The following is a 26,597-nucleotide window of genomic DNA, read 5'->3' as shown; positions in this document are numbered from 1 at the left end:
GGCGGAACGCGCCCGGCTCGCCACTGTCTTCGACGCGGGGGCGTTGCCAGGGCGTCCGCGCCAGTCCTTCCATCAGCTCCGGTGCCGCCGCGGGTGCCGGATTCGCCGGTCATCGTTCATCCACTCATCACGATCCGAGGTAGATCCGAGCATGGATACCGCAAGCCATTCGACCAAGCATGTGTTCGCATTCGAGGAGGGTAACGGCAAGGACAAGAAGCTGCTCGGCGGCAAGGGCGCCAACCTCTGCGAGATGACCCAGATCGGGCTCAACGTGCCGCCTGGCTTCGTCATCTCGACGGCCGCCTGCCTGGAGTATCTCGACTCGCCGGCCCGCGCGCTGCCCGCCGGGGTGATGGACGAGGTGCGTGCCCAGATGCAGGTCCTCGAGGCGAAGACCGGCAAGGGCTTCGGCAACCCGGAGGACCCGCTGCTCGTGTCGGTGCGTTCGGGCTCGGCGATGTCGATGCCGGGCATGATGGACACGATCCTGAACCTCGGCCTCAACACCGAGACCCTCCAAGGCCTGATCCGCCAGACCGGCGATCCGCGCTTCGGCTACGATGCCTATCGCCGCTTCATTCAGCTCTTCGGCAAGGTCGCGTTGGGCGTCCCCGACGAGCTCTTCGATCACGAGTTCGAGGCGGTCAAGGACAAGGCCCACGTCAAGGAGGACATCGGCCTGTCGGCGGCGGATCTGAAGGAGATCAGCGAGCGCTTCTTGAAGGTCGTCGAGGCCCACACCGGCGCCCCCTTCCCAGGGGATCCGCTCGAACAGCTCGAGATCGCGATCAAGGCCGTCTTCAATTCCTGGATGGGCAAGCGGGCCGTCGATTACCGTCGCCAGTTCCACATCACGCCGGACATGGCGCACGGGACCGCGGTGAACGTCGTGACCATGGTCTTCGGCAACCGTGGCAACGACTCCGGCACCGGGGTCGCCTTCACGCGCAACCCCGGCACCGGCGAGAACAAGCTGTTCGGCGAGTATCTGCTCAACGCCCAGGGCGAGGACGTCGTCGCCGGCATCCGCACGCCCAAGCCGATCGACCGGTTGAGGGACGAGATGCCCGAGATGGCCCGCCAGCTCGACGACCTGCGCGACAAGCTCGAGAGCCACTACCGCGAGATCCAGGATTTCGAGTTCACGATCGAGCGCGGCCAGCTCTTCTGCCTCCAGACCCGCAACGGCAAGATGAACGCCCAGGCCATGGTGCGCACCTCGGTCGAGATGGAGCGCGAGGGCCTCATCACCAAGGAGCAGGCGCTGCTGCGGATCGCCCCCGATCTGCTCGAGCAGATGCTCTTCCCGCGTCTCGATCCGAAGGCCCGCGCCGAGGCCGTCGCCCAGGGTCTGCCGGCCTCGCCCGGGGCCGCCTCCGGCATCGCCGTCTTCGACGCCGATCGGGCCGAGCAGATGGGCCGCGAACTCGGCCAGAAGGTCATCCTGGTGCGCGAGGAGACCAAGCCCGAGGACATCCACGGCTTCTTCGCCTCCGAGGGCATCCTGACCTCGCGCGGCGGCAAGACCTCGCACGCCGCCGTCGTCGCCCGCGGCATGGGCAAGCCCTGCGTCGCCGGGGCCGAGGGGATCGTCGTCGACGTCAACCGCCGCGAGGCCTATGTCGGTGAGACCAGCTTCCGCGAGGGGCAGGTCATCACGATCGATGGCACCACGGGCAAGGTCTACTTGGGCGCCATCCCGACCGTCGAGCCGGACTTCTCGCCGGAGCTCAACACCCTGCTCGCTTGGGCCGACGAGGTCGCGAGCCTCGAGGTCATGGCCAATGCCGACACGCCGGACGACGCGCGCAGCGCGCTCAAGTACGGTGCTGTCGGCATCGGTCTGGCGCGCACCGAGCGGATGTTCAACGACCCGGCCCGCCTGCCGATCGTCATCGAGATGATCGTCGCCGACTCCTCCGAGGACCGTCAGGCGGCCCTCGACCGGCTGCTGCCGTTGCAGCGCTCCGACTTCCGCGAGCTCTTCGAGGTCATGTCGCCGCGGCCGGTCACGATCCGCCTGCTCGATCCGCCGATCCACGAGTTCCTGCCCGACGAGCACCAGCTCGAGCGCGAGCTGATCGAGTTGCGCCGCCTCGCCGAGACGACCCGCGGCATGGTCGTCCTGTCCGGCACCATGAGCCTGATCCATGCATCCGACGGCGCCCGGCGCGAGCTCGATGCGATGCGGCGGATGATCGATCCGGCCCTGGTCGAGGACGCGATCGCGAAGAAGGAGACGATGCTGCGCAAGGTCCGCGTCCTCTACGAGACCAACCCGATGCTCGGCCATCGCGGCGTGCGCCTCGGCATCACCTTCCCCGAGATCTATCAGATGCAGATCCGGGCGATCCTGGAGGCCGCCGCCGAGTGCGCGCGGATGGGCATCGAGGTCCATCCGCAGATCAAGGTGCCGCAGGTCTGCACGGCCCAGGAGCTCAAGCGGGTCAAGTCCTACGTCGACACCATCCACGAGGAGGTCAAGCAGCGCTACGGTCACCCGGTCAACTTCAAGTTCGGCACCATGATCGAGGTCGTGCGCGCCTGCATGCGCGCCGAGTCGCTGGCCGAGGTCGCCGAGTTCTTCTCGTTCGGCACCAACGACCTGACGCAGGCGACCTTCTCGTTCTCGCGCGAGGACGCCGAGAACAAGTTCCTGCCGCTCTACAATCAGTCGACGATCCTCCAGGACAACCCGTTCGAGGTCCTCGATGTCAAGGGCGTCGGCAAGCTGATGAAGCTCGCCGTCGAGTGGGGCAAACAGACGCGGCCCGATATCCACGTCGGGATCTGCGGCGAGCACGGCGGGCACCCCTCGTCGATCGCCTTCTGCCAGGAGGCCGGGCTCGACTATGTCTCCTGCTCGGCACCGCGGGTGCCGGTGGCGCGGTTGGCCGCGGCCCACGCGGCGCTCGGCGCCAAGCTCTGACGGGCACCGGCGGGCGGGTCGCCGAGCGACCCGCCCGGCCATCCCCGGGCGACGATTCGAGAACGACCGGCACGTCTCGATTGGGACTACGAAACACGCGAAAAGGCCGAATAAGAATAGGATGATGGGCCTTTCCCCGCGACTTTCGCGTATTTCGTCGTTTCTTGTCGCCCTCGCTCTGGTTTCGGTTGTTGCTGCATCCTTACTTGGGGCGGCGCCGTCTTAGGCGCCGCCTCTCCTCGATCCCCGCCGCGTCCCTCTGTCCGAGATGCTCACCCCATGATGCCGCCGCTGGCCGTCGATCTGCCCTATCGGCCCGACAGCGCGGCGCTGTTCGAGGCCCTCGTGGACCTTGCCTGGCCCGTCTTCCTCGACAGCGGCTGGCCTGGCTGCCTTGCCGGTCGCTACGACATCCTGAGCGCCGAACCGATCGCGACTCTGGTCACCCGAGGCGCGCGGACCGAGATCGAGACGCGGCGCGGGGCGGGGCGCGGGTTGTGCGTGTCGGCGGTCGATCCGCTCGCGGTGTTGGCCGAGGCCCTCGGCCCGCTGCGGCCCGGGGTCGCCGGACTGCCCTTCTCGGGCGGGGCGATCGGCTATTTCGGCTATGACCTCGCTCGACGCCTCGATCGGCTGCCGGGTCCGGTGCGGGCGGCCGAGGCGGGGGGCGAGGCCGAGCTGCCGGAGATGGCGCTCGGCCTCTACGACTGGGCCGTCGTCGTCGACCATCGGGAGCGCCGCACGCGGCTGGTCGCCGCCGAGCCGGCCGGCCTGGCGCGGTGGCGCGATCGGCTCGCTCGGCCGCCGGCTGTTGAACGCGCTGGCTCATCGGCGCCGTTTCGGGTCCTGGGGCCGATTCGATCGAATCTGACCCGCGATGCCTATCTGGCGGCGATCGCCCGGATCCAGCAGTACCTGCGCGATGGCGACTGTTACCAGGTCAACCTGGCCCAGCGCTTCGCCGCCCCGGCCGAGGGCGACGCCTGGCCGGCCTATCGGCGGCTGCGGGCGCTGAGTCCGGCACCCTTCTCGGCCTATCTCGACCACCCGTACGGTCGGATCCTGTGCGCCTCGCCCGAGCGCTTTCTCCACCTGCGCGATGGGGTCGTGACGACCCGCCCGATCAAGGGCACCCGGCCGCGCGGGGTGGATCCAGCCACCGACCGGCGGCTCGCGCGGACGCTGCGCGAGAGCCCCAAGGATCGCGCCGAGAACCTGATGATCGTCGACCTGCTGCGCAACGACCTGGGCAAGGTCTGCGCCCTCGGCAGCGTCGAGGTCCCCGAGCTCTTCGCCGTCGAGCGCTTCGCCCAGGTGCATCACCTGGTCAGCACCGTCTGCGGTCGCTTGGCGCCGGGGCGCACGGCCCTCGATCTGCTGCGCGCCGCCTTCCCGGGCGGCTCGATCACGGGCGCCCCGAAACGGCGCGCGATGGAGGTCATCGAGGAGCTGGAGCCGCACCGCCGCGAGGTCTATTGCGGGGCGATCGGCTACCTCGGCTTCGACGGGGCGATGGATACCAACGTCGCCATCCGCACCCTCGTCCATTCGGGCGGGATCGCGCGGCTCTGGGCGGGCGGCGGCATCGTCGCCGACTCGGTCGCGGCGCTGGAATACCAAGAAACCCTCGATAAGGCCGGCGCCCTGTTGACGATTCTGGGGGAGTTGCGCGCTCGTTGACCGTTGGGCACGTTGGACATCCCACGGAACATGGAGGCTGCTCGGCCTATCGGCCTCTGAGAGCGCCAAGGGTAACTCGGCGGCGGGCGATCGCTGGGCGCATTGGCGCACCGACGTCCCGGCTCGCGCCCTCCCGCCTCGCGGGGATCGGCGGTGTGGCGAGCGCTACGAGTATCAACCCTAGCCGCGCCATGGGCTAAAATACCCGCCCATATGACGGCTCGGCGCGCCTCGCATCCAGCGAGGCGCTGGATTCATCGGCCGTCTCAGGCAAGCAAGAAACCGACGGGACCCGCGGGTCTGGTCACCCGCTCTCTCGTGCCTTCAAGGCGCGAAGCGAAAATGCGACTCCCGCTTAGCCTCAGTCGTCTAGGTGGCGGAGAATGGGGGTATCCTGGCGGTCGCAGGTAGCGCTGCAGCCTTGTGTGCTGCTGCGCCGAGCTAAACGCCATTCCTAAATGCGCCACGGAGGCGGGCTATGGGGCCTTCTCGATTCGATATCCGGTTCAGCGGGGAGCTCGAGCCGGGGACCGACCCGCTCGCCGCCCGGCAGCGGCTCCAAGAGGGCTTCGGGCTGTCCGACGCCGCGGCCGAGCGGCTGTTCAGCGGCCGAACGGTGACGGTCAAGCAGTCGGTCGACCGCGAGACCGCCGTGCGTTACCGGGAGCGATTTCGCGAGGCCGGCGCGCGGATCGAGATCGTCCCCGTCGCGGGTCTCGCTCGGGAGGTAGACGAGTTGGCCGCCAGGATCGGGTCGCTCGAGGGGGGGCAGGGCGCGCACGTGCGCCGAGACCCATTGGACTCCGTGGTCGAGACCGTCTTTCACTACTTCGAGAAGACGCTGGCCGGGGTCCTGCTGATCCTGGTCTCGCTCGTGTCGGTCTTCGCCGTCGTCGAGCTTTGCGTCATCCTGTATCGCGATCTCGTCAGCCATCAGAGTCTGCTGCTGTCGCTCGACCAGCTCTTCGAGCTGTTCGGCATGTTCCTCACCGTCTTGATCGCGATCGAGCTGATGGCGAGCATCTATATGTATGTCATGGACAAGTCGGTCCATGTGGAGTTCATGTTGCTCATCGCGATCACGGCCCTGACGCGCAAGGTCGTCGTCATGGATCTCGAATCGAAGGCGGATGAGCCCATGTATCTGATCGGTCTGGCCGCGCTGCTCGGGATACTGGTCGGTGGGTACTATCTCGTGCGCGGCCAGTTCGTGAAGCGCACCGAGAGTGCCGGGGGGCTCGATCACCGCTAGGGGCGTTGGTTGGCCGTCCTGGTCGAGATCAGGCAAAGACGGGGGACGTCGTTTCCCGTGCCTCTCTTCCTGTCCTCGAAGGCGGGGCGAAGGGCGAGCGATCCCGTCCGTCTGGTGAATGCCGAATCGCATGTCCATCCGGGCAATTCTTCAAGACGCAAGGCGAGAATGCGATTTCCGCTTCGCCTCATTTTCAGTCGCTTAGGTGGCTGAAAAGGCGGGACATCCTTGCCCCGCGCGGGCACCTTGAATTTTTCAAGGCACCCTTGAATCCTGAGCCTGGCGGTCAATTTCGGGGCTGGGTTGAATTGTTCGACGTCGCGCACCAAGACCTCGCTAGTGAGGCTGGTGCGGCCTCGCGCGAGGCCGTCGAAGGCCTTGCCCGAGACATCGAAGATTCAGGGCGACCAGGGCCTGCATGGCGAGCGATCGGTCGCTCTCGACAGCGCGTCGAGGGACGCGTCGTGCGGTCGGCGATCCGAGGGGCGACAACCCGCCTTTTCGCTCCGCTTCATTCTTGGCAGTTCAGGTGCCGCAGGATTCGGGCAACACCGGCCTGGCATTCGTGGCACGAAATGATGGGGTACCTGGTGCTCTGTCGTAACGCGGCCTGGCTGCGTCCTAGGGAACAGACATGGCGTATAAAACGCGACGCTACATCTTGACCGGGGTCCTGACCGTCATTCCGATCCTGGTCACGGTCTTCGTGTTCCGTTTCTTTGTCGACTTGCTTTCCGATATCGGGCGGCCCAAGGTGGCCCTCTTGGCCAACGGGGTCCGTCCCTTTTCGCCCGAGTTGGCGAGACTCATCGTCGAGGTGCCCTGGCTGTCGTCCGGGTTGGCCATCGCATTGACCCTGGCGCTCTTCTACGTCCTTGGGTGGGCGACGAGCCGGGTCGTTGGGCGACGTATCATTCATAGCCTGGAACGGCAGCTGGGGCGCATCCCGATCGTGACGACCGTCTACGGGGCGACGAAGAAACTCATCGACGCCTTCCAGGGGGGCGATCCTCGGGCGCAGAAGGTCGTTCTGATCGAGTTCCCGCGCCCGGGGATGAAGACCGTCGGTTTCGTGACCCATGCCATGTTCGATCGCGCCACGGGTAAAGAACTGTCCGCCGTCTATGTCCCGACCGCCCCGAATCCGACCAGCGGCTACCTGGAGATCGTCCCGAGCGAGGATCTGATCAGACTGGATTGGAGCGTCGACGAGGCGATGACCTTCGTCGTCTCGGGCGGCGTGACGGCGCCGCCCGACATCCCCTTCAGCGGGCCGACTGCGGTGCGATCCGCGCGGGGTGACGAGGCCATGCGGTCGGCCGCGCCGTCGGACGGCGCGGAGCCGTGAAGCCGGACAATGCGCGGAACGACGATCCAGTGCCGGCCGCGGAATGGTTGTGACAACGTGCCTCGGCCGCCAACTATAGTGGACATCGAAAAACTGCCATCCAGGCAGTTTTTCAAGACGCGAAGCGAAAAGGCGATTTTCGCTTCGGCTCATTTCCAGTCGCTTAAGCGACTGGAAATGACTGGCGCTCCTTGCCGCGCGCGGGCACCTTGAATTTTTCAAGGTGCCCTATACTTGGGCGGGGGCGCGTCGGGGGCGGCTGCAAATGGCGGGGCTGGACACCCTATCCGAGCTGAAGCGATCGGCTGCGCGGGCCGGAGAGGGGCGTCCTGACAACGCTCGCTATAGGGGGCGCTGACATGGGCAGTGTCTCTCGTGGGGACCTTGAAAAATTGCCATCCGGGCAATTCTTCAAGCCGCGACGCGAAAAGGCGATTTCCGCTTCGGCCCATTTTCAGTCGTTTGGGCGACTGAAAATGGGGGGCGTACTTGCCCCGTGCGGGCACCTTGCATTTTTCGAGGTGCCCTCGTGCCAGGGGGCGTGCCGGGATTCGATCAGGACGCCCGGGCAATGGGCGTCTCCCGAGATCCGGCGAAGCCGTGCGGTTCGTGGGTGATGGCCTCGGGGCCCTGCCCGCCGCTGTTGGGGACTGTCATAAACTCGAGCGAGGCTTAAGTGCGATGAGTAAGGAAGAGAAAGGGTCGAACCACACCAAACGCAAAGGTCGCGTCTGGCGCCTCTTGTTTTTTGTCCTCCTCGTTTATGTCGTCTCGGCTGCGGGGTTGAGCAGCTATTGGTCTTGGCAGCCCGCGACCTTCGACGTTGCCGCGAGTGCTGAAGCCGGGTACGGCGACGGTGATACGGAACTCGTGACCGGGGTGACGACGGTCGCCACCATCGCGCAGGTGGCGACGACGCTGCTCGATAAGCCCGGTGGCTACCTCTCCAATGACCAAATGCCGCCCGGGCTGATGATGGACAACATGCCGAACTGGGAGGCGGGGGTGCTGAAGGAGCTTCGCGACTCGGTGCGGGCTCTGCGCAACGATTTCAGTCGCTCAGGGAGCCAATCGGTCGAGAATTCCGACCTGCGCGAGGCCGACGCCTTCATCAATTCCGATGCCTATTCCTGGGTCTTGCCGACTGCCGAGTCCCAATACCGGCAGGCGATTGGCGCGTTGGAGGCTTACGCGGGCAGTCTGGCCGGTCGGGAGGACCCTTCGGCCCGTTTCTTCGCGCGGGCCGACAGCCTGTCTGCCTTCCTGGCCGTCGCCGACAAACGTCTCGGCAGTTACGCCCAGCGCCTGAGTGCGAGTGTCGCCGATTCGGAACTGACTGCGGCCCTCGTGCCGGCAGTGGATGCTGGGTCTGGGACGGAGACGGTCTCCGTGGCCGTGGCACAGGTCAAGACCCCCAGGCATGAGGTCGACGATGTCTTCTACGAGGCCCGTGGTTATTGCTGGGCCCTGTTGCACACCTTCCGCGCGCTGGCGACGGACTTCGACGAGGTCCTGCGGAGCAAGGGGGCGATGGCCCCGGTGCAGCAGGTGATCCGTGACCTCGAGGCAGCGAGCGTGCGGATGTGGAGTCCGTTCGTGCTGAATGGCTCCGGATTCGGTGTGGTCAATAACCACTCGCTCGTCTTGGCCTCCTACGTCTCGCGCGCCAACGCGGCGGTCATCGATCTGCGGATCCTCTTGCAGGAGGGTTGATTCGGCGGCTGCTCTCGCGCGAACGCCTGGGGCTTGCACCCGCCTCAGGGCTGCCAGCGTCTCGCGGCCGCTTCGTCCTCGCCGCGGGCGGCGATCCAGTGATCGCCGTCGTCGCGGGCCTCCTTCTTCCAGAAGGGGGCCTGCGTCTTGAGCGAGTCGATCAGGAATTCGCAGGCGGCGAAGGCGGCGCGACGGTGGCGGGCGGCGACGCCGACGAAGACGATCGGGTCTTGCGGCGCGAGGGTCCCGACCCGATGGATCAGCCGAATCCCCTCCACCGGCCAGCGGCCGGCCGCCTCGTCGGCGATCGCTTCGAGGACCTTTTCGGTCATGCCCGGGTAGTGCTCGAGGGTCAGTCGGTGGATGCGCACCCCCTCGTTGATGTCGCGGGTCAGGCCGGTGAAGGTCACGACGGCGCCGACCTGCGGCTGGCCGCGCCACAGCGCCTGTTGTTCGGTGGCGATGTCGAAGGGTGCGTGTTGGACGCGAATGTGATGCATCTCGACTCCGGCGCCGGTGGCGTACGATGACATTTTCCCGCCGTCCCGACTAAGCTTGGTCCTATGCATAGGAGCGTACCATCGTTGGTGTGTCGCCCGATCGCCTGGGCAGCGCTGCTGATCCTCGCGGGGCTGGCGCTCGCGTTCGCGGCGGAGCGCGACGCGCCGGGCGGGGTGGTCGTCGTGGCCGAGGTCGAGGGGGCCATCGGTCCCGCGACGGTGGCCTTCATCGACGAGGCGATCGTCGAGGCGCAGCGGCAGGAGGCTCGGCTCCTGGTCCTGCGGCTCGATACCCCCGGCGGGCTGGATACCGCGATGCGCTCGATCATCAAGGCCATCCAGGCCTCGCCCGTTCCGGTCGCCGGCTATGTCGCGCCGAGCGGGGCGCGCGCGGCGAGTGCCGGGACCTACATCCTCTATGCCTGCCATGTCGCGGCCATGGCCCCGGGGACCAACCTCGGCGCGGCCACGCCGGTGCAGATCGGCGGCCTGGGGGGCGGCGGACAGGAGGGGGAGTCGGCGCCGGCCGACGGCGACGACGAGGCCGGGCAGGGGGGCGGCAGCGCGATGACGAAGAAGCTCGTCAACGATGCCGCCGCCTACATCCGAGGCCTCGCGGAGCTGCGCGGACGCAATGCCGATTGGGCCGAGCGGGCCGTGCGCGAGGGCGCCAGCCTGCCGGCCGCGGACGCCGCGGCGATCGGCGTCGTCGACCTGGTCGCACGCGACCTCGATGAACTCCTCGCCGCGATCGACGGACGCGAGGTCTCCGTGCAAGGCACCGTGCGGGTCCTCGACACCTCGGACTCGACCCTGGTCGAGCTCGAGCCCGACTGGCAGTTGCGGCTGCTCGCGATCATCAGCAATCCCAACGTCGCCTACATCCTGATGCTGATCGGGATCTACGGCCTGATCTACGAACTCGCCAATCCGGGCGCCGTCTTCCCGGGTACGGTCGGGGCCGTGAGCCTGTTGCTCGCCCTCTATGCCTTCCAGCTGTTGCCGGTCAACTATGCCGGCGTCGCGTTGATCCTGCTCGGGCTCGCGTTGATGATCGCCGAGGCGTTCGTCCCGAGCTTCGGCGCCCTCGGGGTCGGCGGGATCGTCGTCTTCGTCGTCGGTTCCCTGATCCTGATCGACACCGATGTGCCGGGCTTCGGCCTGTCGCTGCCGCTGGTGCTGGCCGTCGCGATCGCCTCGGCGCTGCTCCTGTTCTTCGTCGTCGCGATGGCGATCGGCTCGCTGCGCCGACCCGTGGTCAGCGGTGCCGAGGGGCTGATCGGTGCCCGCGGGCATGCCAAGGTCGGATTCTGCGGCGCCGGGAGCGTCCATGTCCTGGGCGAGGATTGGGGCGCGCGCAGCGACCGCCCCATCGATGCTGGCCAGGCGGTCCGGGTGACCGGCCGCGACGGCCTGGTGCTCATCGTCGAGCCGGACCCCTCCGAGCCGACGCCATCCGCCAAGGAGCCATGAACATGCCCTTCGAAGTGCTCGCGTTCGTCCTGGTCCTCGTCATCGTTTTCATCGCCTCGGCACTGCGCATCTTGCGCGAGTACGAGCGCGCAGTGGTCTTCACGCTGGGGCGCTTCACGAGCGTCAAGGGGCCAGGGCTGATCTTCGTGATCCCGGTGATCCAGCAGATGGTCAAGGTCGATCTGCGGGTCATCGTCATGGATGTGCCGAGCCAGGATGTGATCTCGCGCGACAACGTCTCGGTCAAGGTCAATGCGGTGGTCTATTTTCGCGTCATCGATCCGGAGCGGGCCATCATCCAGGTCGAGGACTATCTGGCCGCGACCAGCCAGCTCGCCCAGACCACGCTGCGCTCGGTCCTCGGCCAGCACGAGCTCGACGAGATGCTCGCCGAGCGCGATAAGCTCAACGACGACGTGCGCAAGATTCTCGACAGCCAGACCGATGCCTGGGGCATCAAGGTGGCGAACGTCGAGATCAAGCATGTCGACCTCGACGAGAGCATGATCCGCGCGATCGCCCGGCAGGCCGAGGCCGAGCGCTCCAGACGCGCCAAGGTGATCCATGCCGAGGGCGAGGAGCAGGCGGCGGAGAAGCTGATGCAGGCGGCGCGGATCCTCGCCCAACAGCCGCAGGCCCTGCAGCTGCGCTATCTGGAGACCCTGACCGCGGTGGCCGGCGACAAGTCCTCGACGATCGTGTTCCCGCTGCCTATGGATCTGGTCGAGCCGCTGATCCAGATGACTCGCGGCTCGAAGGTCGACGGCGCGTCCTGACGCACGCGCTGCGCGCACCGCCGCCTCGGCGGCCACGTCGTGCCGGCCAGCCGTGACGCTCGCGGTCCTCAGAGGCCGCCGTCCTGGCCTCCTGGCCGAGGGCGAAGCGCGTGCGTTTGCCGCTGACCTTCGTGCGTGAGCTTGATGGAGATGTGGACATGGTAGGGCGTGTCTGGTCCGGGCGCGGGGGTCCCGAATCGTTACGAGGTGCTTGCAAGCCGCGAGCGAGGCGGCCGCCAGCCGTTTTTCGGCTCTTGCGCTTTGCATCGGCGCGGGACTCGTGCGAAGATCTCGGCTCAGCCAGCCCTCCTCCGCCGGTAAGCGACCCGATCTATCGCACCGTCAAGCCTCTCCCTCATCATCTCGACGATTACGGCCCTGACGACCTCGGCAAATCTACCTTGCCGCCGCGGTGGCGTATCTGCGATTCGGCGGGGAGTGGTGGGGACGGTGCCGACGTCGGGTCGGTGGGATCGCCGAGGTCGGGGCTGGCCTGCAAGGCAAGAAGATTTGAGCAAAATGCCGCCATGGGTGGCGCGTCAAGGTGATGAGGTCGATATGTCGGATCTGGTGACTGGCACTGTAAAGTGGTTCAACGACGAGAAGGGCTTTGGGTTCATCGAGCGCGAGGGTGGCAAGGATGTCTTCGTCCATTACAGCGCCATCGCCGGCAAGGGGCGGCGGACGCTGGCCGAGGGTCAGAAGGTCACGATGACCGTGACCCAGGGGCCGAAGGGCCCGCAGGCCGAGAACGTCACTCCGCTCTGACGGGTCTTCGGCCCTGACGAGGCCGGGCCGCCGGCCCCCGGCGGCCCCTCGTGATGCGCCCGCATCTCGCGATCGGGCGCTTGACCCCCGCGGCGCCCCTTCAGGGGACCTTGAAGGATTGCCATCCGAGCAATGCTTCAAGCTGCGACGCGAAGATCCGATTGCCGCTGCGCTTCATTTCCAGTCGTTCCGGTGACTGAAATCGGCGGGGCATCCTCGCCCCGCGCGGGTACCTTGACCTCTTCAAGGCGCCTTTCGGTCGGCTTGCCTCGTCTCCAACTCCGTCTCCGCCGCCGCGTCGGCGGGCGCCGGCGTGTCTGCGGCATCGACCGCCTCGTCTGCGGCGAGCATGGCCGTCCGGGGCTCGTAGACGAGGACCACCGCGCCGAGCGGCGGGATCCGCAGCTCCAGCGAGTGCGGACGGCCCATCCAGTCGATCGGCTCGGACTCGATCCCCCCTTGATTGCCGACGTTGCTGCCGCCGTAGCACTCGGCGTCCGAACTCAGCGCCTCGCGGTAGAAGCCGGCCAGCGGCACCCCGATGCGATAGCCCTCGCGCGGCACGGGCGTGAAGTTCAGCGCGACGATGGCGACGGCCTCGCCGGCGCGGTCCTTGCGCAGGTAGCTCAGGATGGACTGCGAGTTGTCGTGACAGTCGATCCATTCGAAGCCGGCGCTGTCGAAGTCGAGCTCATGCAGGGCCGGCAGCGTGCGATACAGCGCATTGAGGTCGGCGACCAGGCGGCGCACCCCCTGGTGTGGCGGGCGCTCGAGCAGGTCCCAGTCGAGCGTCGCGGCGGCATCCCATTCGCGTCCGTGGGCGAACTCGCAGCCCATGAAGAGCAGCTTCTTGCCCGGATAGGTGAACATGTAGGTGTAGAGCAGGCGCAGCGAGGCGAACTTCTGCCAGGCGTCGCCGGGCATCTTGTCGAGCATCGAGCGCTTGCCGTGGACCACCTCGTCGTGGGAGAAGGGCAGGACGAAGTTCTCGGTGAAGGCGTAGAGCAGGCCGAAGGTCAGCTGATCGTGGTGGTAGTGGCGATAGATGGGGTCCTTGGCCATGTAGGTCAGGGTGTCGTGCATCCAGCCCATGTTCCACTTCATGCTGAAGCCCAGGCCCCCGAGATAGGTCGGGCGCGAGACCGACGGCCAGGAGGTCGACTCCTCGGCGACCATCAGCGTCCCCGGGTGTTGCTCGTGGGCCACGATATTGAGCTGGCGCAGGAACTCCACCGCCTCGAGGTTCTCGTTGCCGCCGTACTTGTTCGGGATCCAGTCGCCGGGGTCGCGGGAGTAGTCCAGATACAGCATCGAGGCGACGGCGTCGACGCGCAGGCCGTCGATATGGAACTCGTCGAGCCAGTACAGGGCGCTCGCGAGCAGGAAGTTCTTCACCTCGTTGCGCCCGAAATTGAAGATCAGCGTGCCCCAGTCGCGGTGCTCGCCCTGGCGCGGGTCGGCATGCTCGTAGAGCGCCGTGCCGTCGTAGCGGGCGAGTGCGAAGGCGTCCTTCGGGAAGTGGGCCGGTACCCAGTCGAGCAGGACCCCGATGCCGCGGCTGTGCAGATGGTCGACGAAGAAGCGGAAGTCGTCCGGGCTGCCGAAGCGGCTCGTCGGGGCGAAATAGCCCGTGGTCTGGTAGCCCCAGGAGCCGTCGAACGGGTGTTCGGTGATCGGCAGGAGTTCGATGTGGGTGAAACCCGACTCGGCGACGTAGTCGGCGAGCCGCAGCGCCATCTCACGGTAATTCAGGAAGCCCCCGTCGGCGTCCTTCTGCCAGGAGCCGAGATGGACCTCGTAGACCGACATCGGGCGGTGCTGCCAGTCGGCGCCCGCGCGCGCCTCGAGCCACTCCTCGTCCTGCCAGCGGTAGTCGCTCGGGGCGCAGATGATGCCGGCCGTGCGCGGTCGGACCTGGAAGGCGTGGGCGTAGGGGTCGATCTTGACGTGGATCTGTCCCTGCTGGTCGCGGATCTCGAACTTGTAGTAACTCCCGACCGGGGCCTCCGGGACGAACAGCTCCCAGACCCCGGAGCCGCCGCGCACGCGCATCGGGTGGGTGCGGCCGTCCCAGTCGTTGAAGTCGCCGACGACGCTGACCCGCGCGGCGTTGGGCGCCCAGACTGCGAACAGGATCCCGGAGACCCCATCGGCCTTGTGGCGGTGCGCGCCCAGGACCCGGTAGAGGTGCCAGTGATGGCCCTCGCCGAAGAGGTGGAGGTCGAGGTCGCCGAGTTGCGGCGGGAAGCAATAGGGGTCGTGCACGTGGTGGATGACCCCGGCGGCGTCGTACCAGTGCAGGCGGTAGCGTTCCGGGATCAGCTCGGGGTCGCCCTCCCAGCGGAACAGGGCCGTGCCCGGGATGCGCGCGAGCTCGATGCCGCTCTCGATGATGCGCACCCGCTCGGCGCGCGGTAGGAAGGCCAGGACCTCGGCCTTCTTGCCGGTCACGCGGCGGCCCAGCACCTGGAACGGGTCGTGGTGGCGGGCCTCGATGAGGCTTTGGAGCGGCTCGGGGAGCCGCGCCGGAGTATCGTTCGGACTGGGCATGGTGAGCGGATTCCTGTGCGTTGGAGCTGCTGCTCGGCCGCGCCCATCACAGGCGGCGACTCACCGGAAGTGCCCCGGCTCGACCGGCGATCCGTGGACGACGGCGCGTCGCAGCGGCGACGGTCCGGCAGGCTGTGGCGCGGCCTGAAACCGCACTTGGCGGATCGCTGTGATGGTACCATAAGCCTCGATGAGCTGAGGCGCGGCGTGCGGGGACTGCGGTGCCGTCGGCCTCTGCGCCGCGGCCGGGCCGTGACGGGCCTTCCACCGCACAGGTGGCCGCCGCCGCGGTCTCTTGCACAAGGGAGACGCACCTCGTGTCCATCCGCACCTGCCGAAGAGGTAAAGGGCTATGCCGGACCTGAAATCGCCGTTCAACAGTCGCATCACCCGAAACACGCTGGCGCTCATCCTCGCCGGCGGTCGCGGCTCGCGCCTGATGCACCTCACCGCCTGGCGCGCCAAGCCGGCGGTGCACTTCGGCGGCAAGTTCCGCATCATCGATTTTCCGCTCTCGAACTGCATCAATTCGGGGATCCGGCGGATCGGCGTGCTGACGCAATACAAGGCCCACTCGCTGATCCTGCACATCCAGAAGGGCTGGAGCTTCCTGCGCGGCGAGTTCGGCGAGTTCGTCGAGCTCTGGCCGGCCCAGCAGCGCATCGAGCGCGGCCGCGACACGACCTGGTATGCGGGTACGGCCGACGCCGTCTATCAGAACGTCGACATCATCCGCAACCACGCCCCGGACTATGTGCTGATCCTCGCCGGCGACCACGTCTACAAGATGGACTACGGCGTCATGCTCGCCTCGCACGTCGAGTCCGGGGCCGATCTGACCATCGGTTGCATCGAGGTCGACAAGGCGCGCGCGCGCGAGTTCGGCGTGCTGGCCGTCGATGACGACCGGCGCGTCGTCGAGTTCCAGGAGAAGCCCGCGGAGCCGAAGACGATCCCGGGCAAGCCCGATACCAGCCTGGCCTCGATGGGCATCTATATCTTCAATCGGGACTTCCTCTTCGAGCAGCTCTTCAAGGACGCCGACACGCAGGGTTCGAGCCACGACTTCGGCAAGGACATCATTCCCAACGTCATCGGGCGCTATCGGGTCCTCGCCTATCCCTTCGTCGAGGCGCGCACCGGTGTGCAGGCCTATTGGCGGGACGTCGGCACCGTCGACGCCTTCTGGGAATCCAACCTCGAGTTGATCGGCGTGACCCCGCCGCTCAACCTCTACGATACGGCCTGGCCAATCTGGACCTATCAGGTGCAGCTGCCGCCGGCGAAGTTCGTCTTCGACGACGAGGACCGTCGCGGCATGGCCGTCGACTCGATGGTCTCGGGCGGTTGCATCATCTCGGGCTCCACGGTGCGCCACTCGCTGCTGTTCTCGAACGTGCGGGTCAATTCGTTCGCCTATGTCCAAGACTCGGTCGTCCTGCCCGACGTCGAGATCAAGCGCAATTGCGAGATCCGCAACGCCGTCATCGATCGCTTCTGCGAGATCGAGGAGGGGACCCAGATCGGCGTCGATCCCGACGCCGATCGCGCCGCGGGCTTCCATGTCACGCCTGGGGGCGTGACCCTGGTCACGCCGGAGATGCTGGGGCAGCAGGTCAACGTCCTGCGCTGAACCGGGCGCGCCCGGCATTCCGTGCCTGCGCCCGACGCCCTCCACCGCCCAGCGGACGGGCCGGGGCGGGAGATCTGGTCAATCCGCGACGAATACCCGCCCCATGCTCATCGAAGACACACCACCCTCGGCCAGTCAGGACCAGCGGCGCGCCGGGGTCCTGTTGCATCTGACATCCCTGCCCGGCCCCGGCCCGTGCGGCGACCTCGGCGCGCAGGCCCACAACTACATCGATTTCCTCGCCGACTGCGGCATCTCGGTCTGGCAGATGCTGCCGGTCGGACCGACCCAGCGCGACTGGTCGCCTTACCAGACGAGCTCCGCCCATGCCGGGAGCGCCCGTCTGATCGCGTTGCAACCGCTGGTCGAGCGGGGCTGGCTCGAGGCCGACGAGCGCGTGGCGCTCGAGGGCAGTGATGCGGGTAAGGCCCAAGCCCTGTCGCTCGCCCATGGTCGTTTCCGCGAAATGGCTCACTCAGCCGACCGCCAGGGGCTTGGGCGCTTCGTTGCCGAACAGGCTTACTGGCTGGAGGACTGGACGCTCTTCTGGGCCCTGCGTCAGGAAATCGGTCAATGCTGGTGGGAGTGGCCCGACGCGCTGCGTCATCGCGATCCGCAGGCCTTGGCGGCCGCGCGCGACCGGCTCGCCGCCGAGATCGATTTCATCGTCTTCGAGCAGTACCTGTTTTTCAGCCAGTGGCAGGCCTTGCGCGCCCATGCCGAGTCGCGCGGCGTCCGCCTGTTCGGCGACATGCCGATCTTCGTCGCCCACGACAGCGCCGAGGTCTGGGCGCGCCCGCAGGACTTCGATCTCAACCCCGACGGGACCCCGCGGGTCGTCGCCGGGGTGCCGCCGGACTATTTTTCGGCGACCGGCCAGCGCTGGGGCAATCCGCTCTATCGCTGGCAGGAGATGGCCAACGATGGCTTCCGCTTCTGGATCGACCGCATCCGCACCCAGTTGCGGCTGTTCCATATGGTGCGGATCGACCACTTCCGCGGCTTCGAGGCCTATTGGGAGATCCCGGCAGATGAGGCGTTCGCGATTCACGGTCGCTGGGTCAAGGCCCCGGGCGCGGCCCTGTTCTCGCGGCTCAATCAGTATTTCGGCCAGATCCCGCTGATCGCCGAGGACCTGGGGCTGATCACCGACGAGGTCGAGGCGCTACGCAAGCGCTACCGGCTGCCGGGCATGAAGGTGCTCCAGTTCGCCTTCTCCGGTGGGGCCGCCAACCCCTATCTGCCGTTCCACCACGATCGCGACTCGGTCGTCTACACGGGCACCCACGACAACGACACGACGCTCGGCTGGTACCAGTCGCTGAGCGAGGCCGAGCGCGCCTATGTCGGCGAGTACCTGGGGCGCCCGGCCGAGCCGATGCCTTGGCCCCTGGTGCGCTGCGCGCTCGCCTCGCGGGCCCACCTCGCGATCCTGCCGATGCAGGACATCCTGGGGCTCGATTCCAGTCATCGGATGAACACGCCCGGGACCGTCGAAGCGCGGAACTGGAGTTGGCGCTTCGACTGGTCGGTCGTCCCGGACGACCTGCCGGGACGGATGCGTCGGCTCGTCGCCCTCTACGGGCGCCTAGTCGGCTAGTGCGATCGCCCGCCGCGTTGTCCGTCGCCGTCGCTGGCGGGTCGGCCTAGCCCGTTTCCTGCCCCAGTTCCCGCCCCAGTTCCTGCCCTGGCGGTGCCTCGCGCGTCTCGGCCGATGGCCGAAAGCCGCTGCCGGCCCGCTCGGGCAGTGCGATCGCGCCGCCCGTGACGGCCGGCGCCTCGCCGAGGTCGCGGCGCAGCCAGGCGGCCGTCGCCAGGCCGTGCGGCGGTTGATTCGGCAGGGCGGCGGCGAGCTGGACGGTCGGCCAGAGCCCGGCCGCCGACTCGATCAGGCTCGTGACGATGACCTCCAGGCCGGCGGCGATCGCGCGCTCGGCGAGGACCAGGGTCGCGCGCAGACCGCCGATGGCCGCGGGCTTCAAGACCAGGCGGCGCACCGGCAGTGCGCCCGGATCGCCGACCAGGGCCGCGTGGAGGTCGGGGTCGTGCAGTGATTCATCGAGCGCGAGTGGAAAGGGTGCGCGGGCCTGCAAGGCCCGCAGGTCGGCCACGCGCGGCGTGCGCAGCGGTTCTTCGATCGCCTCGATCGGCAGGGCCGCGACGCCGTCGATGAACCGCGCCGCCTCGGTCGGGTCCCAGGCCCCGTTGGCATCGAGGCGCAGCCCGACCGCTGGCGGCAGCGCGGCGGCCAGCGCCGTCAAGCGCGTCAGTTCCAAGGCCGGCGCGGCGAGGCCGACCTTCACCTTCAGCACCCGAAAGCCGGCCCGGCAGGCGGCCGCGACCGCCTCGGGGGCGATCGTGCCGAGCCCCCCCAACATCGCGTTGACGGCCACCCGGTCCGCCGCCCCCGGCGCCAGCCAGGTGCGCAGCGGAAGGCCGCGCGCCTGCGTCAGCAGGTCGAGCAGCGCACACTCGATCGCGCAGCGGGCGGCCGGGGCCGGCATCGGGTCGGCGGCGAGCCGCGCTAGCGCCTCTTCGGGCGAACGCCCGGCGAGGTCGGTCCGCCAGTGGGCGAGGGCGGCGGCGGCGCGCGCCGGCGGCTCGGTGCCGGCGGTCGGCAGCGGCGCGCAGTCGCCGAAACCGGTCCAGTCGCCGGCGGCGATCCGGACCAGCCAGCCGCGCCGCTCGGCCAGCTCGCCGCGGGCGCTCCGCCACGGCTGGCCCAAGGCCAGCCGATACGGTAGGAGGTCGCAGCCGGCGATCATTCGCCCGTGGGCAAGGCGAGTCCGATCGAGAGCAGGAGCACGAGCGCCACCTGGTAGCGCCCGGTCCGCCCGAGCAGGGCGTTGAGCTCGGTCCCTTTGGCGCCGCGGTACAGTGGCGCGATCAGCGGGATCGCGAGCGGCAGCGCGGCGAGCAGCGGCCAGGCGCGGCCCGGTAGGTCGACCGCGAAGAGGACCGGCACGGGGGCGAGCAGCAGGGCCGCGAAGGCCGCCCGCGAGCCGGCCTGTCCTAGATAGTGCGCGAGGGTACGCCGACCGGCGCGCCGGTCGGTCTCCAGGTCGCGGTAGTTGTTGAGCATGAGCACGGCCGCCGCCGGCAGTCCGAGGGCCAGCCCGACGGCGAGCGGCGCCTGGGTTAGCGCCAGCGTCTGGAGGTAAAAGGTCCCGGCGACGGCGGCGATGCCGAAGAAGGCGAGGACGAAGAGTTCGCCGAACGGACCATAGGCGATCGGCCGCGGTCCGCCCGTGTAGGCGTAGCCGGAGGCGAGCGCGGCGAGCCCGAGCAGCAAGATCGGCAGGCCGCCGCGCCAAGCGAGGATCAGGCCGAGGATGAACGCGCTCAGGAAGGCCAGATGGGCGGCGGTCTTGACCTGGCGGACGCTGAGCCAGCCCTGGGCCGTGGCCCGCGGGGGGCCGACGCGCTCGGCCGTGTCGGTGCCGCGCTCGAAGTCCGCGGCGTCGTTGTGCAGGTTGGTCCCGATCTGGATCGCGACGGCCGCGAGCAGGGTCACGATGGCGGTGACGAGGGCCAGCTGGCCGGTCTCGGCGACGGCCAGGGCGATGCCCGCGACGACGGGCGCGACCGCGAGCGGCAGCGTCTTCGGGCGCGCCGCCGCGATCCAGTGGCCGAGGGCCTGGGCAGGCGCCGACACGGCTAGGGCCGCCGCGGGAACTTCTGGAAATCGGGTGCCCGCTTCTCGAGGAAGGCGTCGCGGCCCTCGCGGCCCTCGGCCGTCTGATAGAAGAGGGCCGTGGTATTGCCGGCCAGCTCCTGGATCCCGGCCAGGCCGTCGGTGTCGGCGTTGAAGGCCGACTTCAGCACGCGCAGCGCCGTCGGCGAGAGCTTCAGCATCTCGCGGCACCAGGCGACGGTGACCGCCTCCAGTTCGCGCAGCGGGACCACGGTATTGACGAGCCCCATCGCCAGGGCCTCCTGGGCGTCGTACTGGCGGCACAGCAGCCAGATCTCCTTCGCCTTCTTGAGCCCGACCGTGCGCGCCAGGAGCCCGGCGCCGAAGCCGGCATCGAAACTGCCGACGCGCGGGCCGGTCTGGCCGAAGCGGGCGTTGTCGGCGGCGATGCTCAGGTCGCAGATCAGGTGCAGGACGTGGCCGCCGCCGATCGCGTAGCCGGCGACCATCGCGACGACGGGCTTCGGTAGCGTGCGGATCTGGCGCTGGAGCTCCAGGACGTTCAGGTGCTGCATGCCGGCGCCATCGCGGTAGCCCTCGTCGCCGCGGACGCGCTGATCGCCGCCCGAGCAGAAGGCGAGATCGCCGGCCCCGGTCAGGACGATGACGCCGATCTGCGGGTCCATGTGGGCGCGATGGAAGGCCTCGATCAGCTCGCGCACCGTCTCCGGGCGGAAGGCGTTGCGGACCTCCGGGCGGTTGATCGTGATCTTCGCGATCCCCTCGGCCTGGTGGTAGAGGATGTCCTCGAAGGGCAGGTCGGCGGGGGTCTCCCAGGCGATGGCCCGGGTGGCGGCGGCGGAGGATCCCTGGTCTGAAGGCTGCACCGGATGCTTACCTCGATTGGCTGGATGTTGGCGCGCCCTGCCCGGCGGCGCGGGGCACGGCGCTCGAAGGCCCATTTTCGAGCGCGGCGGCCGGTTTGGCCAGCGTCGCCGCGGTCACGGGGCCGCCTGTTCGGCGATGCGCCGCCAGAATGCCTCTTGGTGCGCCTGGCTGCGGGCGGCATCGACGCGCACCTCGACGAGGCCGCGGCCGTCGCCGCGGCGCGCTGCGGCGAGGACCTGGCCCAGACCGGCGTCGTCCTCGATGCACTGGTACGCCAGCCCAAACGTGCGGGCCAGGTCGCCGAGGTCGAGCGCCAGCGGCGTGCGCCAGTAGGCGGCGAGCTCGGGCAGCGCGCGCTGCGGCAGGTAGTCGAAGATGCGGCCCCCACCATTGTTGATGACTAGCAGGGGGCGCGCGAACCGTTGGCCGAGCAGCAGGCCGCTCAGGTCGTGGCACAGCGATAGGTCGCCGAGCAGGCCCCAGGTCGGCAGGCCGGCGGCGTTGAGGCCGGCGAGGGTCGAGGCCTGCCCGTCGATGCCGCTCGCGCCGCGATTGCCGAAGATGGCCAGCGGCGCGGTGCGGGTGCCCGACCAGGTGTCGAGCTGGCGGATCGGCAACGAGTTGGCGCAGAACAGGGCGTCGCCGGCCGGCAACTCGGCGACCAGGGTGCGAATCAGGTGGGCCTCCCCCCAGGGCGCCTCGGCGAGATGGGCCTCGGCGAGCGCGGCGACGTGCCGCTCGCTGGCCTGCCAGCGCGCGAGCCAGTCCGGGGCCGCGGTCACGAGGCCGGCCTCGGCGAGCCAGGCCAGGAAGCGCTCGGGGCGGGCGCCGATCTGGAGCCGGGCGTCGTGGGTCGGGTCGCACCAACGCTCGGCCGGATCGACGAGGATCGTCGGGACCCCGGCCAGCCATGCGTTGAGGGTCTTGGAGACCGGTGCCCGGCCGAGCCGGATGACCCAGTCGGGGCGCAGTCGGGCGGCGGCCGTGGCATTGCGCAGCAGGCTGTCGTAGCGGGCGATCCGTGTTTTGGCCCCAAGGCCGAAACGCAGGCCGGACAGGGGGTCGACGAGGACCGGCAGGGCCAGCGCCGTGGCGCACCGGTGCAGGGCCTCGGCGGTGCGCTGATCATGGTCGCCGGGGCCGCAGCAGATGAGGCCGTGCCCGGCGACCAGCCGCGACAGGTCGGCGGGATTTGGCGGGTCGTCCCAGTGCGTCTCGGCGGGCGGCGTCGGTGCCGTCGCGCCGGCGATCGGGGCGGCCGTGCAGTCCGGGCCCGGAACCAGCGGTTCGCGCAGTGGCAGATTGATATGCACTGGCCCGGGGCGGCGTCCGCCGGCGACCGCCGCGGCACGGGCGCCGAGCGCGCGTAGCGCCTTGAGGGCCGCCGGGGCGGCCACGGCTGGGCCCGGGTCATGGCGCTCGCGCACGAAGCCGGCGAACAGATCGGACTGCTCGATCGTCTGGTTGGCGCCCCAGCCATGCAGCTCGGGCGGTCGGTCGGCCGAGAGCAGGATCAACGGCACGCCCCATTCGGCCGCCTCGATCACGGCCGGCAGCCAGTGGGCCGCGGCGCTGCCCGAGGTGCAGAGGAGCCCGACCGGGCGGCGCGTGGCGCGCGCCAGTCCGAGCGCGAAGAAGCCGGCGCTGCGTTCGTCGACGATCGCTGTCAGGGTCAGGTCCGGTTCGCGGGTCGCGGCCAGCACGAGCGGCGTCGAGCGCGAGCCGGGGGAGAGTATCAGGTCGCGCATCCCGCCGTGGACGAGGCCATCGAGGAGGGCCAGGGACCAGCGCAGATTGACGCAGGCCTGATCGGTCGGCGTGCCCGCGCTCACGCGAATCGCAACGCCGTCAGCATGGCCGCGAGCTTGTCCTCGGTCTCCTGCCACTCGCAGAGGGGATCCGAGCCCGCGACGATGCCCGCCCCCGCGTAGAGGTCGGCAGTCGCCTCGCGCAGGCGGGCGCAGCGCAGCAGCACCCAGAGCTCGCCGGTCAGGTCCGGGGCGACGATGCCGGCGGCGCCCGTGTACCAGCCGCGCTCGAACGGCTCGGCCTCGCGCAGCCAGGCGCTGGCCGCGGCCCGCGGCTCGCCGTTCGTCGCCGGGGTCGGGTGCAGCAGCTCGGCGAGGCGGAAGACGTCGCTGTCCGGGTGCAGCCTGGCGCGCACCGGGCTCCAGAGGTGCTGGGCGTTGCGCAGTTGCATGATGGTCGGGCTGGGGGGGACGCGGATCTCGTCGGCGCAGTGACCGAGGGCCTCGCGCACGGCCTCGATGACCAGGTCGTGTTCGTGACGGTCCTTGGTGGAGGCGAGCAGCGCCTCGGCCAGGGCCGCATCGCGCCCCGGATCGGCGGCGCGGGCCACGGTGCCGGCGATCGCGTCGACCTCGACCTCGTCGCCGCGCTGCGTCAGGAGTCGCTCCGGGGTGGCGGCGACGAAGCTCGTCTCGTCTCGTCGCAGATGGACGAGCTGGCAGGAGGGAAACAGCTCGCCGAGGGCGGACATCAGGCGGTCGAGATCGAAGGGGTCGGCGGCCGCGACGCGGAGCCGGCGCGAGACGACGGCCTTCGCGAGGCGCCCCGCGGCGATCTCCGCCAGGGCGGCCTCGACGAGCCGCTCCCAGCCGGCGACGTCGGGTGCGTTGTCGCACCGCGCGAGCGCGACCGGTGCCCGGGTGGTCGGCGGTTGCGGATCGGCGAGGGCCGGGGCGAGGCGCTCGAGCCAGCCCCGCCAGCGCGCGAGCAGCGCGTCGCCTGTCGCGGGCAGGCGGGTCGTTAGCACCAGCGCCCCTTGGTCATCGTGACCGTGCAGCGCGAGCTCCGGGACCCAGAGCAGGGCATTGGGTGGTTCGTCGGGCTCCGCGCCCTTCGCCGGGGCCAGCGGGGAGGCGGCGAAGCCGAGCATCGCGAAGCCCTGCAATCCGGTCTCGTCGACGTCGATCTGGTGCCATTCCGAGCGCAGGCGCCGGGCCTGTTCGCGCAAGGTCGCGAGTCGCGCGGGTCCGGCGGCGCGCCATTCTGCCGCGACCCCGTAGCCGGCGTGCAACCGCTTGTGGTCGCGGTGCGCGAACTGAAACTGGGGGCCGCCGAGGGTGGGGGCGAGCGGCGGCACGCGGGGTAGCTCCAAGACGAGGGAGGCGAGCCCATCGCGGCGCGCCAGGGGCAGGCGTGCGATGGCGTCGGCGAGGCGCTCTGTCAGGTGCTCCAGGGCTTCGGTTGGCGCGAGCATTTCAGGTTGGCAGCGATCTCGGTGCGAGCGGTTTTCTCGGCGGCCCATCGAACGAGCGAGGGGCTCGTGCGGGGCGTGCATACCCGGTCGCGAAAGGTCACACCCGGGGGCGGCCTTTCGAGGTTGCGATCGTCCAGATGCCGTGTCGGTTCGGGCGCGCGTCGCGGTGGCGTCCCCGAGGCGAGCGACCTTCCTGCCATCTATTCGGAAAGGCCGGCGCGGTGATCTGAACATTGAATCGCGCATAATACGACAAATCGGCCCCCTATCCGCCAATCCATCGGCGTTGGTGCAGGACGGATCGGTTCTGAATCAGCGGGGGATGTAGACGAGGCGTACCGGCGGACTCCGCCGGCGTCGCCTGCGCCGGTAGGCGCCTGCTTGCGGGCGATCGGGGCGGGCGATCGGGGCGGCCAATCGCCGGCAAGCCGGCCCCAGCGGCGCGCAGTCGGCCGCCCACAGATTGGCACGGGTACGGGCCCGGGCGGCGCCGACTCGATGCCCCCTTGCGGGGAGTCCCCGGCGCACCCCGCGGAGGATCGACCGGCAACCGTTCGTCCACCTCGCAAGAGGCCGGGGAACCGGTCAGTTCCGGGCGTTGGTGCGGGTCGAGCGTATGCCTCCTCGGCGCGAGCGCAACGATGGTCAGGTGTCCTCAGCGCGGCGGCGTCTACGCACCTGGCTTCCATCTGGGCCTCGCCGGGGAGGTCTGCGAGAATCGCGAGGTGGTGTTCGCCGCCGCCGTGCCCGCCGCGTGGGGGCAGGCCGGACTCGTCGGCGCGGCCGCCCTCGCTCGCCCGACCACCAACGGACCCTTGCCATGCTGATCTTCATCGCCGTTGTGCTCGCGATCTTCCTGGCCCTGGCGGGCCTGCCGATGCTCATCTCGACGACCCCGTTGCCCGGGCTCGCCGCGCCGCACGAGTTGGCGACACCCGATAGCCATTTCGTGACCATCCCCTTCGAGGGGACCGACGGGATCGAGCTTCACTATCTCGCCGGGGGGCGCGAGGACGGCCCCGGGGCGAGCAATTTCCTGTTGCTGCACGGCTTCACCTTCAACGCCTTCACCTGGAACGACCTGCTCGAGGCGTTCGGCGAGCATGGGCGGGTCGTCGCCTACGACCAACCACCTTACGGCCTGAGCGCGAAGCTCGTGCCGAGCGACTGGCGGGGGGCAGGCCCCTATACGCGCGAGGCGGCCGTCGTGCAACTCTTCGCCCTGATGGACGCGCTGGCGATGGAGCGGGCCGTCCTCGTCGGCAACTCGGCCGGCGGCTCCCTGGCCCTGGAGGCCGCACTCGCCCGTCCCGACCGTATAGAGGGGCTGATCCTGCTCGACCCCTGGGTCTATGTGCGTCGCCCGACTCTGCCGCGGGCGCTGGCGAGTCAGCCCCAGTTCGCGCGTTTGAGCATCTGGCTGGCGCGCGCCCTCGGGCGCAGCGACGCGCTGCTGCGGCGCTCCTATGCCGACCCGGCGCGCATTACCCCGGAGCGTCGCAGGTTGTCCGGCATCCATGCGCAGGTGCACAATTGGGACCTCGCCTGGGGGGCGCTCCTCCATCGGTCGCTGACCGATGCGGTCGCGGTGAGCGCCCGTCTGGATGAGATCGCCCGGCCGACCCTGGTCCTGAGCGGCGCGGAAGATCGCCTCGTGCCCCTGTCCGACAGCGAGCGGGTGGTCGCGTCGATCCCGGGCGCCTCCTTGGCCGTCTTGCCTGGCTGCGGCCATATGCCGCAGGAGGAATGCCCCGCCCTCGCGCGCGAGGCGCTCTCGGCCTGGCTGTCGGACCAAAAATTTCTTCGCGAGGGTCTAGACAGTCGCTAAGGGTTTCGGTAGATTAAGCGGCTCCCCGGGGCTGAGTGGTTCGCAGCGGTGTCGGGGGTAGGGCGGGAGGCCCTGGGCGACGAGGGAGTTGCCTGGCGCGCTGGAGGGAGGCGGCGCGAAATGAGCACTTGACAGGGAGTTTGGAGGTGCTAAGATGGCGGGCCTTCGCGGCGCTGAAGACGCGACGCGACACGATCTTTAACAAGTAGATTCAGGTAATTTGTGTGGGCGCTCTGGTGCGTCGGCGGCACGGGCCGCAGACGAGGCTTGGTCCGCTGACCTTCTGGGTTGGTTGGGTCGAGCCGAGACCGAAAGAGCGCGCCATGGTGCGAGCCATGGTGAGCTGTAAGGAATTGAACTGAAGAGTTTGATCCTGGCTCAGATTGAACGCTGGCGGCA

General features: G+C 69.0%; 20 protein-coding genes. 12 read left to right on the top strand and 8 right to left on the bottom strand.

Features of this window, described 5'->3' with window-relative positions; translation table 11 throughout:
- Positions 1-151: 151 nt before the first annotated feature.
- The 5 genes from ppdK to CKO41_RS11995 all read left to right on the top strand — a co-directional run bounded on the left by ppdK (position 152) and on the right by CKO41_RS11995 (position 8,925).
- Positions 152-2,932: a pyruvate, phosphate dikinase gene (gene ppdK / locus CKO41_RS12015; protein WP_200382431.1), complete on the top strand. Its 2,781-nt coding sequence runs from the start codon at positions 152-154 to the stop codon at positions 2,930-2,932.
- Between the two features lie 279 nt (positions 2,933-3,211).
- Positions 3,212-4,612, top strand: coding sequence for an aminodeoxychorismate synthase component I (pabB, locus tag CKO41_RS12010; RefSeq protein WP_200252376.1), 1,401 nt, complete (start codon positions 3,212-3,214; stop codon positions 4,610-4,612).
- Between the two features lie 478 nt (positions 4,613-5,090).
- The gene (locus CKO41_RS12005) at positions 5,091-5,864 is read left to right on the top strand and encodes a phosphate-starvation-inducible PsiE family protein (protein ID WP_200382429.1); all 774 of its coding nucleotides are present in this window, start codon (positions 5,091-5,093) and stop codon (positions 5,862-5,864) included.
- Between the two features lie 634 nt (positions 5,865-6,498).
- Positions 6,499-7,212: a DUF502 domain-containing protein gene (locus CKO41_RS12000; protein WP_200382427.1), complete on the top strand. Its 714-nt coding sequence runs from the start codon at positions 6,499-6,501 to the stop codon at positions 7,210-7,212.
- Positions 7,213-7,893: 681 nt separating this feature from the next.
- A complete protein-coding gene (locus CKO41_RS11995) occupies positions 7,894-8,925 on the top strand; it encodes a DUF2333 family protein (RefSeq protein WP_200255516.1) in 1,032 nt (343 codons plus the stop codon).
- 44 nt (positions 8,926-8,969) lie between these two features.
- On the opposite strand, the gene moaE is transcribed toward CKO41_RS11995, so the two are convergent.
- Complete coding sequence (gene moaE / locus CKO41_RS11990; RefSeq protein WP_200382425.1) at positions 8,970-9,425, bottom strand: molybdopterin synthase catalytic subunit MoaE; 456 nt, start codon at positions 9,423-9,425, stop codon at positions 8,970-8,972.
- A gap of 63 nt (positions 9,426-9,488) precedes the next feature.
- Between moaE and CKO41_RS11985 the strand changes: the two genes are divergently transcribed.
- From CKO41_RS11985 to CKO41_RS11975, 3 genes are all read left to right on the top strand, one after another.
- Positions 9,489-10,898, top strand: a complete 1,410-nt coding sequence (locus CKO41_RS11985) for an NfeD family protein (protein ID WP_200382423.1) — start codon at positions 9,489-9,491, stop codon at positions 10,896-10,898.
- Between the two features lie 2 nt (positions 10,899-10,900).
- On the top strand, positions 10,901-11,674 hold the full coding sequence (locus tag CKO41_RS11980) for a slipin family protein (protein WP_200382420.1): 774 nt from the start codon (positions 10,901-10,903) through the stop codon (positions 11,672-11,674).
- Positions 11,675-12,232: 558 nt separating this feature from the next.
- On the top strand, positions 12,233-12,442 hold the full coding sequence (locus tag CKO41_RS11975; RefSeq protein ID WP_274607594.1) for a cold-shock protein: 210 nt from the start codon (positions 12,233-12,235) through the stop codon (positions 12,440-12,442).
- Between the two features lie 243 nt (positions 12,443-12,685).
- On the opposite strand, the gene glgB is transcribed toward CKO41_RS11975, so the two are convergent.
- On the bottom strand, positions 12,686-14,992 hold the full coding sequence (gene glgB / locus CKO41_RS11970; RefSeq protein WP_200253991.1) for a 1,4-alpha-glucan branching protein GlgB: 2,307 nt from the start codon (positions 14,990-14,992) through the stop codon (positions 12,686-12,688).
- 352 nt (positions 14,993-15,344) lie between these two features.
- On the opposite strand from glgB, the gene glgC reads away from it, so the two are divergent.
- Complete coding sequence (glgC, locus tag CKO41_RS11965; protein WP_200382418.1) at positions 15,345-16,625, top strand: glucose-1-phosphate adenylyltransferase; 1,281 nt, start codon at positions 15,345-15,347, stop codon at positions 16,623-16,625.
- A gap of 103 nt (positions 16,626-16,728) precedes the next feature.
- Positions 16,729-18,225 carry a 4-alpha-glucanotransferase gene (gene malQ / locus CKO41_RS11960; protein WP_200382416.1) on the top strand — a complete coding sequence of 499 codons (1,497 nt, stop codon included), beginning with the start codon at positions 16,729-16,731 and terminating at the stop codon, positions 18,223-18,225.
- Positions 18,226-18,271: 46 nt separating this feature from the next.
- Here the strand turns inward: malQ and menC are convergent, their stop codons facing one another.
- The 5 genes from menC to CKO41_RS11935 all read right to left on the bottom strand — a co-directional run bounded on the left by menC (position 18,272) and on the right by CKO41_RS11935 (position 24,370).
- Positions 18,272-19,390 (bottom strand): o-succinylbenzoate synthase, encoded by a 1,119-nt coding sequence (gene menC / locus CKO41_RS11955; protein WP_200382414.1) that lies wholly within the window; start codon positions 19,388-19,390, stop codon positions 18,272-18,274.
- Positions 19,387-20,280, bottom strand: coding sequence for a 1,4-dihydroxy-2-naphthoate polyprenyltransferase (locus CKO41_RS11950; RefSeq protein WP_200255101.1), 894 nt, complete (start codon positions 20,278-20,280; stop codon positions 19,387-19,389). The genes menC and CKO41_RS11950 overlap by 4 nt, the downstream gene beginning before the upstream one ends.
- 2 nt (positions 20,281-20,282) lie before the next feature.
- The gene (menB, locus tag CKO41_RS11945; RefSeq protein ID WP_200255103.1) at positions 20,283-21,146 is read right to left on the bottom strand and encodes a 1,4-dihydroxy-2-naphthoyl-CoA synthase; all 864 of its coding nucleotides are present in this window, start codon (positions 21,144-21,146) and stop codon (positions 20,283-20,285) included.
- A gap of 114 nt (positions 21,147-21,260) precedes the next feature.
- Positions 21,261-22,979, bottom strand: coding sequence for a 2-succinyl-5-enolpyruvyl-6-hydroxy-3-cyclohexene-1-carboxylic-acid synthase (menD, locus tag CKO41_RS11940; protein ID WP_200382412.1), 1,719 nt, complete (start codon positions 22,977-22,979; stop codon positions 21,261-21,263).
- Positions 22,976-24,370 (bottom strand): isochorismate synthase, encoded by a 1,395-nt coding sequence (locus tag CKO41_RS11935; RefSeq protein ID WP_200382410.1) that lies wholly within the window; start codon positions 24,368-24,370, stop codon positions 22,976-22,978. Before CKO41_RS11935 ends, menD begins: the two co-directional genes overlap by 4 nt.
- Before the next feature lie 641 nt (positions 24,371-25,011).
- On the opposite strand from CKO41_RS11935, the gene CKO41_RS11930 reads away from it, so the two are divergent.
- The gene (locus tag CKO41_RS11930) at positions 25,012-25,197 is read left to right on the top strand and encodes a hypothetical protein (RefSeq protein WP_200382408.1); all 186 of its coding nucleotides are present in this window, start codon (positions 25,012-25,014) and stop codon (positions 25,195-25,197) included.
- A complete protein-coding gene (locus CKO41_RS11925; RefSeq protein WP_200382407.1) occupies positions 25,191-26,198 on the top strand; it encodes an alpha/beta fold hydrolase in 1,008 nt (335 codons plus the stop codon). The genes CKO41_RS11930 and CKO41_RS11925 overlap by 7 nt, the downstream gene beginning before the upstream one ends.
- Positions 26,199-26,409: 211 nt before the next feature.
- On the opposite strand, the gene CKO41_RS18475 is transcribed toward CKO41_RS11925, so the two are convergent.
- On the bottom strand, positions 26,410-26,597 hold a 188-nt coding region (locus CKO41_RS18475; protein ID WP_207144004.1), incomplete at its 5' end, for a hypothetical protein.

The sequence above is a fragment of the Thiococcus pfennigii genome, from assembly GCF_016583835.1.
Classification (GTDB): Bacteria; Pseudomonadota; Gammaproteobacteria; order Chromatiales; family Chromatiaceae; genus Thiococcus; species Thiococcus pfennigii.
This window is presented reverse-complemented; position numbering and strand designations above follow the sequence as displayed.